The 18171-nt window shown below is 63.6% G+C and carries 19 protein-coding genes; 11 read left to right on the plus strand and 8 right to left on the minus strand.

Annotated features, from left to right (window positions below; genetic code table 11):
* From ACYPXD_RS07245 to ACYPXD_RS07255, 3 genes are all read right to left on the minus strand, one after another.
* Positions 1-687: ABC transporter ATP-binding protein (locus tag ACYPXD_RS07245; protein ID WP_459709131.1), on the minus strand; the 687-nt coding region annotated here is incomplete at its 3' end.
* A 22-nt stretch (positions 688-709) separates the two neighbouring features.
* Positions 710-2464 carry an ABC transporter permease gene (locus tag ACYPXD_RS07250; RefSeq protein WP_459709134.1) on the minus strand — a complete coding sequence of 585 codons (1755 nt, stop codon included), beginning with the start codon at positions 2462-2464 and terminating at the stop codon, positions 710-712.
* Complete coding sequence (locus ACYPXD_RS07255) at positions 2464-2622, minus strand: hypothetical protein (RefSeq protein WP_459709137.1); 159 nt, start codon at positions 2620-2622, stop codon at positions 2464-2466. The genes ACYPXD_RS07250 and ACYPXD_RS07255 overlap by 1 nt, the downstream gene beginning before the upstream one ends.
* Positions 2623-3056: 434 nt before the next feature.
* Between ACYPXD_RS07255 and ACYPXD_RS07260 the strand changes: the two genes are divergently transcribed.
* A complete protein-coding gene (locus ACYPXD_RS07260) occupies positions 3057-4736 on the plus strand; it encodes a sensor domain-containing diguanylate cyclase (protein WP_459709139.1) in 1680 nt (559 codons plus the stop codon).
* A gap of 231 nt (positions 4737-4967) precedes the next feature.
* Positions 4968-5234 (plus strand): double-stranded DNA-specific endonuclease, encoded by a 267-nt coding sequence (locus tag ACYPXD_RS07265; protein ID WP_459709142.1) that lies wholly within the window; start codon positions 4968-4970, stop codon positions 5232-5234.
* Positions 5235-5302: 68 nt separating this feature from the next.
* On the opposite strand, the gene ACYPXD_RS07270 is transcribed toward ACYPXD_RS07265, so the two are convergent.
* Positions 5303-6619, minus strand: a complete 1317-nt coding sequence (locus ACYPXD_RS07270) for an ATP-binding protein (protein ID WP_459709145.1) — start codon at positions 6617-6619, stop codon at positions 5303-5305.
* The gene (locus ACYPXD_RS07275; RefSeq protein ID WP_075156578.1) at positions 6603-7328 is read right to left on the minus strand and encodes a response regulator; all 726 of its coding nucleotides are present in this window, start codon (positions 7326-7328) and stop codon (positions 6603-6605) included. Before ACYPXD_RS07275 ends, ACYPXD_RS07270 begins: the two co-directional genes overlap by 17 nt.
* 217 nt (positions 7329-7545) lie before the next feature.
* Between ACYPXD_RS07275 and ACYPXD_RS07280 the strand changes: the two genes are divergently transcribed.
* The 6 genes from ACYPXD_RS07280 to ACYPXD_RS07305 all read left to right on the plus strand — a co-directional run bounded on the left by ACYPXD_RS07280 (position 7546) and on the right by ACYPXD_RS07305 (position 12923).
* Complete coding sequence (locus tag ACYPXD_RS07280) at positions 7546-8082, plus strand: periplasmic heavy metal sensor (RefSeq protein WP_459709151.1); 537 nt, start codon at positions 7546-7548, stop codon at positions 8080-8082.
* Positions 8083-8571: 489 nt separating this feature from the next.
* A complete protein-coding gene (locus tag ACYPXD_RS07285) occupies positions 8572-8793 on the plus strand; it encodes a hypothetical protein (protein ID WP_459709154.1) in 222 nt (73 codons plus the stop codon).
* 160 nt (positions 8794-8953) lie between these two features.
* The gene (locus tag ACYPXD_RS07290) at positions 8954-9643 is read left to right on the plus strand and encodes an ABC transporter permease (RefSeq protein ID WP_459709157.1); all 690 of its coding nucleotides are present in this window, start codon (positions 8954-8956) and stop codon (positions 9641-9643) included.
* Positions 9640-10353, plus strand: a complete 714-nt coding sequence (locus tag ACYPXD_RS07295; RefSeq protein ID WP_459709160.1) for an ABC transporter permease — start codon at positions 9640-9642, stop codon at positions 10351-10353. The genes ACYPXD_RS07290 and ACYPXD_RS07295 overlap by 4 nt, the downstream gene beginning before the upstream one ends.
* 32 nt (positions 10354-10385) lie before the next feature.
* Complete coding sequence (locus ACYPXD_RS07300; RefSeq protein ID WP_459709162.1) at positions 10386-11165, plus strand: ABC transporter ATP-binding protein; 780 nt, start codon at positions 10386-10388, stop codon at positions 11163-11165.
* Positions 11166-11774: 609 nt separating this feature from the next.
* The gene (locus tag ACYPXD_RS07305) at positions 11775-12923 is read left to right on the plus strand and encodes a porin (RefSeq protein ID WP_459709165.1); all 1149 of its coding nucleotides are present in this window, start codon (positions 11775-11777) and stop codon (positions 12921-12923) included.
* Between the two features lie 242 nt (positions 12924-13165).
* On the opposite strand, the gene glnK is transcribed toward ACYPXD_RS07305, so the two are convergent.
* Together glnK and ACYPXD_RS07315 are read right to left on the minus strand one after the other, a co-directional pair.
* Positions 13166-13504 carry a P-II family nitrogen regulator gene (gene glnK, locus ACYPXD_RS07310; RefSeq protein WP_035931099.1) on the minus strand — a complete coding sequence of 113 codons (339 nt, stop codon included), beginning with the start codon at positions 13502-13504 and terminating at the stop codon, positions 13166-13168.
* A gap of 183 nt (positions 13505-13687) precedes the next feature.
* Complete coding sequence (locus ACYPXD_RS07315; protein WP_459709168.1) at positions 13688-15376, minus strand: NAD+ synthase; 1689 nt, start codon at positions 15374-15376, stop codon at positions 13688-13690.
* Positions 15377-15440: 64 nt separating this feature from the next.
* Here ACYPXD_RS07315 and ACYPXD_RS07320 point away from each other — a divergent pair, with 64 nt between their 5' ends.
* Positions 15441-16610, plus strand: a complete 1170-nt coding sequence (locus ACYPXD_RS07320) for a GNAT family N-acetyltransferase (RefSeq protein ID WP_459709172.1) — start codon at positions 15441-15443, stop codon at positions 16608-16610.
* Positions 16611-16619: 9 nt separating this feature from the next.
* Positions 16620-16970 (plus strand): GIY-YIG nuclease family protein, encoded by a 351-nt coding sequence (locus ACYPXD_RS07325; RefSeq protein ID WP_459709174.1) that lies wholly within the window; start codon positions 16620-16622, stop codon positions 16968-16970.
* Positions 16971-17045: 75 nt separating this feature from the next.
* Here ACYPXD_RS07325 and ppa read toward each other — a convergent pair whose 3' ends face one another.
* Entirely contained in the window at positions 17046-17573 is a 528-nt protein-coding gene (ppa, locus tag ACYPXD_RS07330; RefSeq protein ID WP_459709177.1) for an inorganic diphosphatase, read from the minus strand.
* Between the two features lie 431 nt (positions 17574-18004).
* Between ppa and ACYPXD_RS07335 the strand changes: the two genes are divergently transcribed.
* Positions 18005-18171: aldehyde dehydrogenase family protein (locus ACYPXD_RS07335; RefSeq protein ID WP_459709545.1), on the plus strand; the 167-nt coding region annotated here is incomplete at its 3' end.

The following is an 18171-nucleotide window of genomic DNA, read 5'->3' on the forward strand; positions in this document are numbered from 1 at the left end:
GATGCGGTCGCACATGAACACCGCTTCCTCGATATTGTGCGTGACGATCAGCACCGACTTGATCGGCATGCGGCCCTGCGTCCACAGGTCGAGCAGATCGGTACGCAGCGTTTCGGCGGTCAGCACGTCGAGCGCGGAGAACGGTTCGTCCATCAGCAGCAGCGTCGGGTCGACCACCAGTGCGCGCGCAAAGCCCACGCGCTGGCGCATGCCGCCCGACAGCTCGCGCGGATACGCATTCTCGAAACCGTCCAGACCGATCAGGTCGATCGCCGCCAGCGCGCGTTCGCGCCGCTCGCGCGCGGGCACGCCCTGCGCTTCGAGCCCCGCCTCGACGTTCTGCAGCACCGTGAGCCACGGAAACAGCGCGAAGGTCTGGAACACCATCGCGACGCCTTCGGCGGGCCCGTCGAGCGGCTTGCCCATATACGTGACTTCGCCGTCGGTCGGCTCGATCAGCCCGGCGATGATGCGCAACAGCGTCGACTTGCCCGACCCCGAACGGCCGAGCAGCCCGACGATTTCGCCTTCGCGCAGCGACAGGTTCGCGTCGTCGAGCACGAGCAATTCGCCCTGCGTCTTGTTGAAACCGCGGCAGACGTCCTTGACGCGCAGAATTTCGTCGCCGAGGCGCGGCGGCATCGGCGGCGTCTGAATCGGCGTGGCGGCGGCTTTAGGGTTTTGCATCGTGTTTTGCCTTCAGTTGCACTCAATCGAGCCGCAGTCGCGATTCGGCGTGCGCATACAGCGGACGCCACAACAGTCGATTGAACAGGGTCACGAACAGGGACATCACCGCGATGCCCAGGATGATTTTCGGATAGTCGCCAGCCTCGGTGTTCTGCGCAATGTATGCGCCAAGACCATGCGCCGCGACACGGGTATGGCCCCACTGCACGAACTCCGCGACGATGCTCGCATTCCACGCGCCGCCCGACGCGGTGATCGCGCCGGTAATGTAGTACGGGAAGACGCCCGGCAACATCGCCTGGCGCCACCACTGCCAGCCGCGAATGCGGAAGTTCTTCGCCGCTTCGCGGTAGTCGTTCGGATAGGCGCTCGCGCCCGCGATCACGTTGAAGAGGATATACCACTGCGTGCCCAGCACGATCAGCGGCGACAGCCAGATATCCGGGTTCAGATGCCACCGCACGATCGCGATCACGAACACCGGAAACAGCAGGTTCGCCGGAAACGCGGCAAGGAACTGCGCCAGCGGCTGGATCTTTTCCGCGAGCGCCGGGCGCAGCCCGATCAGCACGCCGAGCGGCACCCAGATCACCGATGCGATCGCGATCAGCACGATCACGCGCAGCAGCGTGATCAGCCCGAGCATCAGCACATGACCGATTTCGTCGAGCGACACGCCGGTGCGCACATACGCGATCACGCGATACAGCACGTACACGGTGACGAGCAGCACGACCAGCGACCAGATCAGGTCGCCGATGCGCCGCGTCGCGCCGCTTTGCACCGTCGGCAAGCGCATGTGCCCGACCGACGACAGCCGCAGCGGGATGCGCGCCGCGCGCGCGAAACACCAGCCGAGCGGGACGAGCAGCTGATGAATCAGGCGGGTGCGGCGGATCAGGTCGAGCAGCCACGACTCGGGCGCGTCGCCCGAACTTGTGTTTTCCATGCGGAACTTGTCGGCCCACGCGACGAGCGGCCGGAACAGCAACTGGTCGTAAAGCAGAATGACGATGGTCATCGTCAGGATGACCCAGCCGATCGCATGCAGGTTCTGCTCGGCGATCGCCTGCGCCAGATACGCACCGATGCCCGGCAAGGTAATCGTATGGTTGCCGACCGTGATCGCTTCCGATGCGACGACGAAGAACCAGCCACCCGACATCGACATCATCATGTTCCAGATGAGGCCCGGCATCGAAAACGGCACCTCGAGCTTCCAGAAGCGCTGCCACGACGTGAGATGAAAGCCGCGCGACACTTCATCCAGATCGCGCGGCACCGTGCGCAGCGACTGGTAGAAGCTGAACGTCATGTTCCAGGCCTGGCTCGTGAAGATCGCGAAGATCGCCGCCAGCTCGGCGCCGAGCACGCGCGACGGCACGAGCGCGAGGAAGAAAGTCACCGTAAACGAGATGTAGCCGAGCACCGGCACCGACTGCAGGATGTCGAGAATCGGCACGAGCACCTGCCCCGCCCGCCGGCTTTTCGCGGCGAGCGTGCCGTACACGAGCGTGAACATGAGCGACGCGGCCATCGCCGCGAGCATGCGCAAGGTGGTGCGCATCGCATACTCGGGCAGGTTCGACGGATCGAGCGAGATCGCCTGCGTCTGCAGCGTCGAGATCGGCGCCAACGTCTCGTGAAAGCCGATCGCCGCCATCGCGATCGCGCAGATGATGAGCGGGAACGCGACGAAGTCCCAGCGGTTCGGCAGCACGCGCCATGCCGATGCGTTGGCGGTGCGATTGAGGTTGAAGCTGAAGAGATCCATCAGGCCCCCTTGCCGCTCTCGGCGCGGATTGCGGTTTGGGTCATGCCTCGGGTCGAGCCTCGCTGCATGCAGTCGAGCGCGGCGCGGCGGCGCGTGAATCGGTCCGGAAAGCTGAAATCAAGCATGTCAAAACGCATGTGCGCGGTGGTCGTTGGCATCGGGCGCGGCCCCGGACTGGCGAGGGCTCGCGAGCTTTCCCTATTTTGGACGGCACGACAGTACTACAACCAGCATGACAGGCACAACCACCGGCGTCGCATCGCCCGCGCGCGGCGCACGGCGCCTCGCGAAACCGTCGCGCGCAAGCCACAGCGGCAGGCGCTTGACTCTGAGCACGCCCTATTCAGAAACTAAGGCTGCAAGCCGATAACGATCATGCAAGGCGAAGTGCAAGCGCTGCGCCGACAAATAACGGACTGGCACGCCGCCGCGCGACGGTTAAAATCTGAAAGCGGCCCGGCGGCGAACCGCCCCGCGGATCTGGCGGGATCCGGCGAGCCGCACGGCACACGACGAGGGAAAGCGGCCCGGTGCCGGCGCGTTGCAGCAAATGACCTTGCCGCATGAAACACTCAGACGGATCAGAGGGCCGATGAAACGGACAACCTTGCGCCACGCAGTCGGGCCAGCCAGCTTCGTACTGGTCGCGCTCGTTTGCTGGTTCGTGTCCGGCCTCGTCGCGGATCGCATGGTCCAGCAGGAACTGGATGGGGCGTTGCGCCAGCAGCGCCAGATGTCTTCATCGATCGTCTACAACATGGCGGAAGTGATCGCGAGCGACCTCGCGATGTCCCGCGCGATTCCCGCGACGATGGCCGAACTCGGCGTCATCCAGCAGGCGCTGTCCCATGCGGGCAATTACACGGCGCCCGGTATCGACGCGGAACCCGCGCATCGCAACGAATTGCTCTCGATGCGAGAGCTTGCCTCGGTCAACAATTTTCTGCATGACGCGCAAGGCTTCTCGGGGCTCGACATCATCTGGCTCGTCAATGCGAACGGGCTCTGCGTGGCGGCGAGCAATGCGCAAAGTCCGCAATCGTTCATCGGACTCGACATGCGTTCGCGCAGCTATCTGACGAACGCGCTGCTCGGCGCATTCGGCGAGGCGTATGGCGTTGGGCGCATGAGCGGCGAGCCGGGCATCTTCATCTCGGCGCCGGTCTACGACGACGGGCTGCTGGTCGGCGCGATCGTCGCGAAGGTCGGCATCGCGCGTTTGCGCCACTGGGTCGCGCACGCGGGCACCTTCGTCACCGACGACAACGGCGTGATCATCATGGCGCATAACGCGGCGCTCGAAGGCGAAGCGATGCCGAATTCGCGCGTCACGCAGATGACGGCCGCCGAACGCATGAGCATGTACCATCGCGAAACGTTTCCGGCCGTGCAGATCCAGCCGGTCGCGCGCCAGGTGCGGCGCGAAGCGCCCTGGGTGCCCGACGATATCGCCGCGCAGCTCTTCGATATGCCGGGCCAGGCGATCCCGACGCTCTACCAATCGCGCAGCGGACTGAACTCGGGGCTCTCCGCGCACCTGACCGATCCGCTTGCCGCCTGGAGCGAGCTGTTGCGCAATCACAAGCGCGACCACATGCTCGTGTTTCTGACGCTGGCGGGCACCGTCTCGCTCGCCTGGGTGATTACCGTGTCGTATCTGCGCGAGCGCCGCCACCATCGCGCAACGCGCGACCTCGCCGAGCAACTACAGGCGGCCAATACGCTTCTGTCAGCCGAAGCGCGCCACGATGCGCTGACGGGCGCGCTGTCGCGCCGCTATTTCCTCGACCTGCTGCGCCACGAAATCGATCGCGCGCATGCGACCGGCGAACCGCTTTGCATGGCGATCGCCGATCTCGATCACTTCAAGCAGATCAACGACCGCTTCGGTCACGCGGCCGGCGATCGCGCGCTCGAGCATTTCGTCGACACCTGCCGCACCGCGTTACGCGGCAGCGATGCGATCGGGCGTCTGGGCGGCGAGGAGTTCGGCATTCTGCTGCCGTCCACCGCGCTGGGCGCGGGGCTCGATGTGGTCGAGCGGCTGCGCATCGGCCTGAAGGCCACGCCGTGCGCGAAGCTGCCGGCCACCGCGGGGTTGAGCGTCAGCATCGGCATTACCGAGCTGTCGCCGGACGATGCGCCGGAACGCATCGTGAGCCGCGCCGACCTCGCGCTCTATGCGGCGAAGTCGGGCGGGCGCGATCGCAGCGAAGCCGTCCCGCCCGACGATACGGCGCCGCCCGCGCGCACGCCCGCGACCGCGCTTTAAGCAAGCGCCCCCATTGCTTCGATCGAAATGCCACGGGGCGCTTGCGCGCGCCAATGTACGCTAACCGCTGCCGGCCCCGGAACGACGAGGTATCATCGGCCCACGCCTTACATCCGACGATAGCGACGACGCCCGGCCACTGCTGCGACTGCTGGATATCCGCTTGCTATCGGCTGGTTGCTCGCGCCCGTTGTCACCGCATGGTTACCGCCGTTTATCCGGGAGGCTCGCATGAAGGGAAATCTGGTGATCGTCTGTCGCGATCAGGATGCTGAAGCGTTCGACCATCTGCTCGCCGAATACGGCGCATTTCAGACGCGGCTGTCGTCGACCGCCTGGTATCTGAAGCTCGATGCGTCGCCGGAAACCCTGCAGGAGGAAATTCTCGCGCGCCTCGGCAAGTACACGACGCACTACATTTTCGAAGCGGAGACGGTCACGTGGAACACCGTCGATAGCGAAGCGGCCGCCGCGCTCAATACGCTCTTCACCGAATAACGCGGCGAGCATCGAACACAGCGCGCAGCGGCGGCGCAAGCGCGCTGCAATCGACCATCCCGCACTACCTACCAGACGCTTTCCGACGCCGAGGTCGCGCGCGACACCGCTTCGAGCGGGAACTTCATCATCACGCGCAAGCCGCGTCCGTCGTGATTGCCGATTTCCCACGTGCCGCCCGCGCGCCGCACGAGCCGCTCGACGATCGCAAGCCCGAGGCCGCTATGGCCGTTGCCGCCGCGCGCCGGATCGAGCCGCACGAACGGCCGCGCCGCGTTGATCAGGTCTTGCGCGGCGATACCGCTGCCGTTGTCGCTGATCGATAGCGAATAGCCGTCCACCGCGCGCGAGGTCGCGACCACCACCGGCGGCGCGCCGTAGGCATGCGCGTTATCGAGCAGGTTCGACAGGATGCGATCGAGCGTCGCGGCCGGCAGCCTGAAGCCCGGCCCCGCGCCCAGATCGGTCTGCACGGCGCTCGAGCCCGGCGCGACCGCGCGATAACTGCGCACGACGCGCTCGCACTGCGCGTCCACTTCGACAGGCTCGCTACGGTCGGCGCCATCGTGCGCGAACACGAGGAACTGATCGACGATATGCGTCATCGAGTCGACGTCGCGTACGACGCCGTCGCGCATCTTCGGCTCTTCCATCATCTCGGCGCGCAGCCGCAGACGGGCGAGCGGCGTCTTCAGATCGTGCGCGACACCCGCCAGCATGACCGCGCGATCGTTCTCGGTCCGCGCGACTTCCTGCACCATCTGATTGAAGCCATGCGTGAGCTGCCGCAACTCGCGCGGCCCGCGTTCGCGCACGGGCGGCACCGGCAGGCCTCGGCCGAAGCGGCCGACCGCCTGCGCGAGCGAACGCAGCGGCTGCTGCAGTTGCCATGCGGCGAACAGCGCGGCCATGACGCCGGCCGAGAAGATGATGGTCAGCCACAGCACCATGCGGTCGAGCGACCTCGGCGGCCGCAACGGCTGCACGGGAACGACGATCCAGCTGCGATCGGTCGCGGACTTCACCCACAGGGTGGGCGGCTTGCCCGGCAAGCCGATGCGCACCTGCGTCGAATCGGGCATGCGGTCGCGCACATCTTCGACAAAGCGGTCGAGCGGCACCGGCAGATCCTTGTTGTCGGGCGGCACATCCGCGCTTGAAGGATCGACGAGGCGCACGCGCGAGGGCAGCGGCTGGTCCGGCGTGCGCGCGACGTGCTGCCGCACGGCGTCGACGAGGAACGCCGCTTCTTCGACGGCGTAACGGGTTTGCAGATTGCTGCGCTCGAGCCGGATCAGCGAGTACCACGCGAAATGAGACAGTAGCAGCACCCCGACGACGAGTAGCGCGAGCCGGCCGAACAGCGAATCAATGGGACGCCGCATGTTGCTCGCCGTCCGGCACGAAAACGTAACCGCGGCCGCGTACCGTCTGGATGAAACGAGGCACCGACGGGTCCGTCTCGAGGATACGGCGCAGGCGCCACACCTGAACGTCGATGCCGCGGTCGGTGCCGTCGTATTCGGGACCATGCAGCAGTTCGAGCAGGCGTTCGCGCGTGAGCGTACGCATTGGATGATTGACGAAGATCTTCAGTAGCGCGAACTCGCTGCCGGACAGCGTGAGCGGCTTGCCTTCGAGACTCAGTGTGCGCGACTGGAAGTCGAGCGTGAAACGGCCGAACGAAAACGGCTCGCGCTGCTCGGGCGCGGCCGCCGACGGCATCGTGCGCCGCCGCCGCAACACCGCCTGCACACGCGCGAGCAGTTCGCGCGGATTGAACGGCTTGCCGAGATAGTCGTCCGCGCCGAGTTCCAGACCGACGATGCGATCCACGTCGTCCGCGCGGGCCGTGAGCATGATGACCGGAATGTCGTCGCCCGACGCGCGCAGCTTGCGCAGCGCCGTGAGCCCATCGACGCCCGGCATCATCAGGTCGAGCACGATCAGATCGGGACGCTCGCGCTCGAGCCGGCGTTCGAGCGAGCCGGCATCGTGCAGCACCGATACCTCGATGCCCTGGCGCGCCAGATAGTCGCGCAGCAGATCGCGCAGTTCGACGTCGTCGTCGACGACAAGGATTTGAGTAGCCATGGTTCGAAGTTTAACGCGCACCCGGAGCCAGGCCGCTGTTACTGGCCCCGAAAAGGGTTACGGGGTGTTACGACGAAAGGCGCGAGTAATGTCGCGTAACAGCGCGAATCGTCTACGTAACACGGCGTGAGCGCGGCGCCTCTACGCTGTGCGTTACCGAATGCGGACCGACACCGTCGTGACGGCCGCTCGTCGGATGTCACTTGGGAGCACTTTAATGTCCAAAAACACTTCTCGTTTTCTCGCCATCGCAGCGGCTTCGCTTTCGATCGGCATCGGCGCGGCGTATGCGGCACAGCCTTCCGGCATGGGCGGCATGGGCCACGGCGGCCCCGGCGGCTGGCACAACCACTTCATGCAGGAGATCAACAAGCTGCATGGCCAACTGAACCTGAACGCGGATCAGGAAAAGCTGTGGCAAAGCGCGCTCGACACGATGAAACAGAATCGTGAAGCGATGCGCGCGAACCACAAGCAGATGCGCGATCAGTTCAAGTCGATGCAGCAGCAGCCGATCCTCGATCTGAACGCGATGCATGCCGCGCATCAGAAAATCGAGCAGCAGGATGCGCAACTGCGCGAGCAGACCTCGGCTGCCTGGCTCAACTTCTACAACAGCCTGAACGACCAGCAGAAAACCACGGTCAGCACCGCGCTCAAGCAGCACTTCGCGAAGATGGAGCAGCGCCACGAGAAGATGCGCGAGCGTTGGCAGCATCACGGCGATGCGGCTGCGTCGGCCGCGAAGCCGTAAGGCGAAACAGCAGTCGTGCCGCGGCGGCATTCGTTGCCGCGGCATCGAAAACGCGTCGCGGTGTTGCTTTGCCGCAGCGCGTTTTTTGTTTGCGCCCTCGTTCGCGCAACGTCTTTGCACGTTCTTCCCACGCCTTCCTGAGCACCCGCCGATTGCGCTTCATGCGCGCTCTTTGCATGCACGCTCTTTGCACACTGATTGCACCCGGCAAACCGCCTGTTTGTCCCTAAGCGTTTGACCGTCTGGCGCGTCGCGCCGCTTCGGGTAAAATACCGCCCTTTTGCGCGACCTCCCGGCCGAATCGTCCTGCGGCAGCATGGGCAAACACGGCGAATACATTGCGCGGAGGCGCGCCATTTTTGACAGCCTAGAATAGCGTCGCCGACGCCTGCGGGCCGCAGCGAACCTTCCGTTCGCGCGCAGGAACGCCGCAGCGGACGGCACGGGCAACCACGGACAGGCCAATCCTCGGTCGGCGACAGGAGAAACATGAAGAAGCTCGCATTGTGCGTAGCGCTCGCGGCCCTCGCAACGGGCGCGACGGCGAACGAACACGGCACGCTTGGCGAAGACGTTGCGGTGAGCCCGCACAAAAACGACGCCGTGCTGAAAACGATGATCGACCATGCGGTATCGGCCTCCCGCAAGGAAGACGCGTCCGCGCGCCCGGCCCGGCACTATTTCGATGCCGATCTGCAGCCGACCCGATAAACGAAGGACCCCGCAAAAGAACAGGCGCGTGTCGGCTACCGCACATTCGCTCGGGGCAGGCCCGAATGGGCTACACAAAGGGCTTGGTAATACAGTCAGAAAAAGCGTCGGAACAGGCGTCCGACCCAACGCCTGACCCCACGCCCCTTAAGGACACACTATGCTTCTGCAAGGTTACGGCCCGCTGATCCTCGCGGGCACGTTCCAGACCGTCAAGCTGGCCGTGCTGTCGCTCGTGCTGGCCTTCGTGCTCGGGCTGCTCGGCGCGGCCGCCAAGCTGTCGAAAAACCGGCTTTCGCACGGCATCGGCACCCTCTACACCACGCTGATTCGCGGCGTGCCCGACCTCGTGCTGATGCTGCTGCTGTTCTACAGCATCCAGATCTGGCTCAACAATCTGACCGATGCGCTCGGCTGGGATCAGATCGACATCGATCCGTTCGTCGCCGGCGTCGCGGTGCTCGGCTTTATTTACGGCGCGTACTTCACCGAAACATTTCGCGGCGCGTTTCTCGCGGTGCCGCGCGGCCAGCTCGAAGCCGGCGCCGCGTACGGCATGACCGGCTGGCAGGTGTTCTCGCGCGTCATGTTCCCGCAGATGATGCGCTTCGCATTGCCCGGCATCGGCAACAACTGGCAGGTCATGGTGAAGGCGACGGCGCTTGTCTCGATTATCGGGCTCGCGGACGTCGTGAAGGCATCGCAGGACGCCGGCAAGGGCACGCTGCGGTTCTTTTTCTTCACGCTGCTCGCCGGCGCGATCTATCTGCTGATCACCACCGTCTCGAACTTCGTGTTGATGTACCTCGAAAAACGCTACTCGACCGGCGTGCGGAAGGCGGAACTATGATCGAGGTGATTCAGGAATACTGGCGCAACTATCTGTATACCGACGGCTACCGTTTCACCGGTGTCGCGATCACGCTGTGGCTGCTCGTCGTGTCGATCGGGCTCGGCTTCTGCCTGTCGGTGCCGCTGGCGGTTGCGCGCGTATCGAAGCGGAAGTGGCTTGCGGGCGCGGTGTGGCTCTACACGTACGTGTTTCGCGGTACGCCGCTGTATGTGCAGTTGCTGCTTTGCTATACGGGCCTTTACAGCCTCGAAGTGATTCGCTCGCACGAGCTCACCAACGCGTTCTTCCGCGACGGCATGCACTGCACGCTGCTCGCGTTCACGCTGAACACCTGCGCGTACACCACGGAAATTTTCGCCGGCGCGATCAAGGCGACGCCGTACGGCGAAATCGAAGCGGCGCGCGCATACGGGATGTCGCCATTCACGCTCTATCGCCGCGTGATCCTGCCCTCGGCATTGCGCCGCGCGCTGCCGTACTACAGCAACGAGGTGATCCTGATGCTGCACGCGACCACCGTCGCGTTCACCGCCACGGTGCCCGATATTCTGAAGATCGCGCGCGACGTGAACTCGGCGACCTATCGCTCGTTCGATGCGTTCGGCATTGCCGCCCTCCTCTATCTGTGCATCTCGTTCGCGCTCGTGTGGATGTTCCGCCGCGCCGAGCGCCGCTGGCTCGCCTATCTGCGCCCGCAGGGCAAATGACGGCAACACTGCGGCCAGCCCCAAGGATTCCCATGAACACCCTTTATCCCATGCTTTTCGTCGACAACCTGCATAAGAGGTACGGCGATAACGAAGTCCTCAAGGGCGTGTCGCTGAAGGCGAAACGCGGCGACGTGATCAGCGTGATCGGCTCGTCCGGTTCGGGCAAGAGCACGATGCTCCGCTGCATCAATTTTCTCGAACAACCGAATGCGGGCCGCATTTTCGTCGAAGGCGAAGAGGTCCGCACCGCGAAAGACAAGGGCGGCGCGCTGCGCGTGGCCGACCACAAGCAGCTGCAGCGCATGCGCACGCGCCTGTCGATGGTGTTCCAGCACTTCAACCTCTGGACGCATATGACGGTGCTCGAAAACATCATCGAAGCGCCGCTGCATGTGCTCGGTCTGTCGCGCAAGGAAGCCGAAGACCGCGCGCGCACGTATCTCGAGAAAGTAGGCCTCGCGCCGCGCGTCGAAAAGCAATATCCGTCGCATCTGTCGGGCGGCCAGCAGCAGCGCGTTGCGATCGCCCGCGCACTGACGATGCACCCGGACGTGATGCTGTTCGACGAACCCACTTCCGCGCTCGACCCCGAACTCGTCGGCGAAGTGCTGAAGGTCATGCAGACGCTCGCCGAAGAAGGCCGCACGATGATCGTCGTCACGCATGAAATGGCCTTCGCGCGCAATGTGTCGAATCACGTGATGTTCCTGCATCAGGGGCGCGTCGAAGAAGAAGGCCACCCTTCTGAAGTATTTGGGAATACGAAGAGCGACCGCCTTAAACAGTTTCTGGCGGGCAGCCTCAAATAAATTCGAATTGCATGCAGTCGGGCATCGAGTCGATGTAGTATTACAAGGCGCTTACGCGCCTTTTTTATTGCCCGAAAGCCCCGCCACAAGGGGCTCACAAAGCTTCGTCATCCCAACATAAGCACGCGTTTATGCGCTGCGGCCGCTTACTCCCGACGATTTCCAACGTCAATAGTGACAATCCTTGACCTTACCCGTCTGAAACCGTGATTGCCTTTTCCGATAAGGATTTATGCGCTTTTTCGGGCTCAATTCGGTGTCCTCCGGTCACACGCGTATTGCAATTTGGAGACACCTCCATCGCGGGCTTCAAATTTGTTCGCCACGTCCGGGTATTTTTGCTAAATTAGTAACCAAAGTAGCAAAACAAAGTTCATTAAAAGTAGTTTCACTTCAAAAACGCACAGGACATAACACACAGGAGACACCGGTCGGCGAGGATCGGCATGACGTTCAGACAGCCGCAACGAGGCTGCGCGTCAGGAGACATCGATTCCTTCCCACTTCAGGCCGTGTCTCACTGCATAAAGGTTTCCTGTCCGGCGCTGCTGGCGTCCGGATACCACTCGCAGTACTGGTTTCACTTTTTGACAGGGTATGGAGGAGAAGATGAAGAAAGCTTTGCTCGCGGCATCGCTGCTGTCCATCGGCGTCGCTGCGCATGCACAGAGCAGCGTGACGCTGTACGGGCGTCTCGACGCTGGTCTCGAAGCCATGTGGGGCGTGCCGACCGGCTCTAACGCCGCTGGCCAGGCAACCGACAGCTCGCACCGCTTCCGCGCGGAAAGCGGCGACTGGGGTACCAGCCTGTGGGGTTTGAAGGGCGCTGAAGACCTCGGTGCCGGCTACAAGGCCGTGTTCCAGTTGGAAGGCTCCTTCAACACGATGACGGGCCAGGGCCCGGGCGGCGGCGGTCTCTTCAATCGCTGGGCAACCGTCGGTGTCGCAAGCAACCAGTTCGGTACCCTGCTCCTCGGCCGCGAACTCTTCATCTCGAACGGCGTGTGGGACTTCGACCCGTTCGGTCAGTCGAACTGGTCGTCGGCATCGCTGGTCCGTGGCCGCAACTGGCCGCAATCGAGCAACAACATTTCGTACCAGTCGCCGAAGATCGCGGGCTTTGACTTCTACGGTCAATACGCGCTGTCGAACGCGACGAACTGGAACGGTAATGGCACGACGCCGCAAGGCCGTGAAGGTGGCGCTCAGGTTACCTACACGTCGTCGCTGTTCCAGATTCGCGGTATCTATGACGAAATCCGCAACCCGGCCAACGGTACGCTCGGCGGCCCGATCGATCCGGTCAACACCGGCAACGTGGGTCAAGGCGTGTTCGCGTTCTCGCGTGAATACACGGCAGCGGTGAACGTGTTCCTCGGCCAGTTCAAGATCCAGGGCGCGTACCAGGCAATCCGCACGTCGGGTATCACCGCTGCAACGATCGGCCAGCCGACGACGCTCGATCACGAGTGGGGCGGTGTGACGTGGCAAGCCACGCCGGCTGCTGCGCTGATCGCGGCCGTGTATCACGTGAACGCCAACAACGGCGGCGGCAACGCAACGATCTACACGATCGGTGGCTCGTACAACCTGTCGAAGCGCACGCTGCTCGACATCCAGGTCGCGACCACGCAAAACAGCAAGACGGCCAACTTTGGCCTGAATGCGAACAACGCGGGCACCGCTGCGGCAACCGACAACCCGCTGGTCGGCCACAGCCAGTCGGGCGTGTACGCAGGTATCCAGCACTCGTTCTAATCGAACGTTGCGAGTACAACAGATTTAGCTAGAGAACAGTTTTCACGCTGCTGCGAGAGGCGCGTATCGGTGCGATGTCCGAAAGGGTATCGCACCGTTTTTTCTTTGGTTTGCCGCTTATGCGGCCGCTTTATGCCGCCGCTTTGTGCAGCCGCTTTGTGGGGTAACTGGGTGCACGCATTGCACGTGCACCTGTTCTGGGCACAAGGCCGGTGCGTTTGCGCCTATACCCGCTTGACCGCTTAAACCGCCGCTTCGTTCTCTTCGCCGGTGCGGATACGGATTACGCGCTCGACGTCCGCGACAAAGATCTTGCCGTCGCCGATCTTGCCCGTGCGCGCCGCGCCGACAATCGCATCGATGACCTGATCGGTCTGATCGTTCGCGACGACCACTTCGATCTTCACCTTCGGCAGGAAATCGACAACATATTCGGCACCGCGATAGAGCTCGGTATGCCCTTTCTGGCGTCCGAAACCCTTTACTTCCGTGACGGTGAGCCCCGTCAGCCCTACTTCCGCGAGCGCCTCACGCACTTCGTCGAGTTTGAACGGTTTGATGATTGCGGTGATGCGTTTCATAGCGAGCCTCGTGTGAGTTCGGAGATAACAGGATGCCGGATTGTTTTTTGATTCTACGCTGCACGGGGCACATTGCCAGCGCGGCAGCGCGCATTCCAGCTCGCACGGGCAAGCTCATGCGAGCCTAAGTGAGCTAAACGAGCTCACGCGCGCTTAAGCAAGTTCATGCAAGTTCACGCAAATTCACGCAAGCGGCTCCGTATAGCGCGATGTGATCGGATACCGCCAGTCGCGGCCGAACGCACGATGCGTGACACGGATGCCGATCGGCGCCTGACGTCGCTTGTATTCGTTGATCTTGATCAAACGCGTCACGCGCTGCACGTCTTCCGGCGCAAAGCCCGCAGCGACGATTTCAGCAAGCGACCGGTCTTCTTCCATGAACATACGCATGATCGCGTCGAGCGTGTCGTACGGTGGCAGGCTGTCCTGATCGGTCTGGTTATCGCGCAGTTCGGCGGACGGCGCGCGCGTCAGAATGCGCTCGGGGATAATGTCCCGCTGCGGGTACGCGGTGGCGGCATTCCGGTAATGGCACAGCCGGTAGACCAGCGTCTTCGCGATGTCCTTGATCACCGCGAAGCCGCCCGCCATATCGCCATACAGCGTGCAGTAGCCCACCGCCATCTCGCTCTTGTTGCCGGTGGTCAGCACGAGCGAGCCGAACTTGTTCGACAGCGCCATCAGCAGCGTGCCGCGAATGCGCGCCTGGATATTTTCCTCGGTCGCGTCTTCGGCGCGGCCCGCGAATTCGCCGGCAAGCGATGCGCGGAATGCATCGAACATCGGCGCGATCGCGATTTCGTCGTAGCGCACGCCGACACGCCGCGCCATGTCGGCCGCGTCCGTCGTCGAAATATCGGCGGTATAGCGCGACGGCATCATCACCGCGCGCACGCGCTCCGGCCCCAGCGCATCGCATGCGACGGCCAGCACGAGCGCGGAATCCACGCCGCCCGACAGCCCGATGATCGCGCCCGGAAAGCCGTTCTTGTTGATGTAGTCGCGCACGCCGAGCACGAGCGCCGCATAGACCTGCGCTTCGATCGACGTCTCCGGCGCAACCGTGGTCGCGACGGGCTGCGCGCCGTCGAACTCGACGATCGCATGGCCTTCGGCGAACTGCGGCATTTTCGCCACGACCTCGCCGCGCGCATCGAGCACGAACGAGCCGCCGTCGAACACGAGTTCGTCCTGCCCGCCGACCATGTTCACGTAAACCATCGGCAGCCCGGTCTCGCGAATCCGCGCGCGCAGGATATCGATGCGCACCGCTTCCTTGTTCATGTGATACGGCGACCCGTTCGGCACGAGCAGCACCTGCGCGCCGGCCGCTTTCGCGAGCTGCGCCGCCGACGCATGCCAGACGTCTTCGCAGATCACGACGCCGTACTTGACGCCGTCGAGTTCGAACACGAACGGCTGCGGATCGGACGCGAAATAGCGCTTTTCGTCGAACACTTCCGTATTCGGCAAATCCTGCTTCAGATAGGTGCCGACCACCGCGCCGTCGACGATCAACGACGCTGCGTTATACGTATCGACCGGCGGCAGGCCGCGCTCGATCGGCGCGTTTGCATTACCATGACCGTTCGCCACATCGCGGTGCGGATGGCCGACCACCACGTGGAGACCGGCGAAAGGTTTGAGCGCGAGCGCAAGATCGGCGAGCGCCGCGGCGCTGGCCGCATAGAACGCGGGCCGCAGCAGCAGGTCCTCGGGCGGATAGCCGGACAACGCGAGTTCAGGCGCGATCAGCAGCTTCGCACCATCGCTGTGCGCGGCGCGAGCCGCGGCCACGATCTTCGCGACGTTGCCGGCGAAATCGCCGACGGTGACATTGAGTTGGGCTAGAGCGATGCGGGTCGTCATTTGATAAACACACGGCGTGCCGCATGCGCGGCGCGCCAGATCGGATCGGGAACGGTCAGGCAGATTGAATCAGGAACGTTTTGATTATCTCACGGGCATTCTGGCGTCGCCGTCCGAAGTGGACGCCGCCGAATGGAATGCGCTGCTCGCGAGCCAGGCTCAGCCGACGCCGTTCTTGCGTCACGAGTTTCTGAGCGCGCTGCACGCCACCCATTGCGCGGTGCCCGACACAGGCTGGGCGCCGCAATTCGTCACGCTGACCGATCCGCGCACGGGCCGCCTCGCGGCCGCGGCGCCGGTCTACCTGAAGGGCCACTCGTACGGCGAGTACGTGTTCGACTGGGCATGGGCCGACGCCTACAAGCGCAACGGGCTCGCGTACTACCCGAAGCTGCTGTGCGCGGTGCCGTTCACGCCGGTGCAGGGCACGCGCCTCATGGCCGCCGACGCACGCGCGCTGCGCCATCTCGCGGCCACCCTCGTCGCGTTCGCCGAACAGGCCGACGTGTCGTCGCTGCACGTGCTGTTTCCGACCGATACCGAAGCGCAGGCGCTGACCGAACTCGGCATGATGCAGCGCGAAGGCGTGCAGTTTCACTGGCTCAACAACGGCTATCGCGACTTCGACGAATTCCTGTCGACGCTCGAGCAGAAGAAACGCAAGAACATTCGCGCGGAGCGGCGCAAGGTGCGCGACGCGGGCGTGACATTCCGGCGCCGGGTCGGCAAGGACATTCCGGACGCGGACTGGCGCTTCTTCAGCAAGTGCTATCGGCAGACGTACCGGGAACACTTTTCGAGCCCGTATCTGAACCTCGACTTCTTCCGCATGATCGGCGAGTCGATGCCGGAGAACCTGATGATGGTGATCGCCGAAGCGGACGGCAAGCCGATCGCGAGTTCGCTCGTCGTGTTCCAGCGCGACGACAGGACAGGCGGCACGCTCTACGGCCGCTACTGGGGCGCGCTCGAACACGTGCCCTGCCTGCACTTCGAAACCGCGTACTATCAGCCGCTCGAGTTCTGCATCGAGGAAAAGCTCGCGGTATTCGAAGGCGGCGCGCAGGGCGAGCACAAGATGGCGCGTGGCTTCATGCCGACTGTCACGCGCTCGACACATTGGCTCGCGCATCCGGCGTTTTCCGATGCGGTCGCGCATTTTCTCGACAACGAGACCAATCACATTCACGCGTATGTCGACGAACTGCGCGAGCACAATCCCTTCAAAAGCTAGCACAAGGCGATGACGCGCACGACGCCGTGGTTCCTCTATCTGATCGAATGCGACGACGGCAGCGTCTATACGGGCATCGCGATCGATGTCGCCGCGCGCTTCGACAAGCACTGCAACGGCACCGGCGCGCGCTACACGCGTTCGCGCAAACCCGTGCGTTTGCTGGCGTCGTTCGAGCTGGCGGACCGCGCGAGCGCGTTGCGGGCCGAATATTGGGTGAAACGCTTGCCGCCCAAAGGCAAGCACGCGCTAGCGGCCGGCGCGCGCACGCTGGAATCGGTGCTGCCCGTACGCATCGAGACCGCTGCCGATGACGACACCAACGACAGCGAAGCCGACGCCAGGACCAACGCCGCATAAAAAAGCCGCGCGGCCCTCTACGGGCACGCGCGGCTTTTTGACCGAACCGGCCACGGTCAGGCAGGCACTTTTACTTCACTTCTTGTAGTTCGCCACGCCGTCGGTAATTTCCTTGTGCGCGGCGTCGATGCCCACCCACCCTTCAACCTTGACCCACTTGCCCTTTTCGAGCGCCTTGTAGTTCTCGAAGAAGTGCTTGATCTGATCTTTGAGGAAGCCGGGCACGTCGTCGATCGTTTTCATATGCGCGGTCATCGGGCAGATCTTGTCCTGCGCGACGGCGACGAGCTTCGCATCGACGCCCGACTCGTCGGTCATCTGCAGCATGCCGAGCGCGCGGCAGCGCACAACCGAGCCGGCCAGCAGCGGATACGGCGTGACGACGAGCACGTCGACCGGGTCGCCGTCGCCCGACAGCGTCTGCGGAATAAAGCCGTAGTTCGCCGGATAACGCATGCCGGTGCCGATAAAGCGGTCGACAACGAGCAGACCCAGATCCTTGTCGGCTTCGTACTTCACCGGATCGCTTTGTGCGGGGATTTCGATGATGACGTTGAAGTCTTGCGGCAAATCCTTGCCGGGCGGGACAGTGTTGAAGCTCATGGCGCTCTCTGATGACGATGAAAACCGGAACACGAATTGGGCAAACGCGGCGACACATTAGGGACCACGACCATGGGGGATCACAGCCAGTGGAGACCACAACCGCGCGTCAACCGCAATGGCAGCGGCCGCCGGCCCGTATCGCTGCGCGAATGCGCCATTATAGCCAATCAGCCGGTGCCGGCCGCGCGCATTCGGCGCGATAATCGCCGTATCGTCTGGCCGCTCGTGCATGTCCGTGCATGTCCGTGCATGTCCGTGCATGTCGTGCGTTTGCAGCGCGTTTGCATCGCATCGACATCGTATCCGCACCGCGATGCGCTTCCCGCATCGGCCAGTCGCTTCGAGCGCCCGCACGGCACCCATCACGGAACACGTTTAACGCACCGTCGCCGGGCCTCCAATCATCCCTTTCGCACAAAGGAGCATGCATGGAAGAAGCGAAACACTTCATCGGCAACGAATGGTCCGCGGCGGCGGGCGGCGACACGATCGCCGTCGTCGATCCGTCCGACGGCCAGCCGTTCGCGCGCCTCGCGCGCGGCAACGCAGCCGATATCGACGCGGCCGTCACGGCCGCCCGGCGCGCCGTCGACGG

This window comes from Paraburkholderia sp. 2C, from assembly GCF_054589215.1.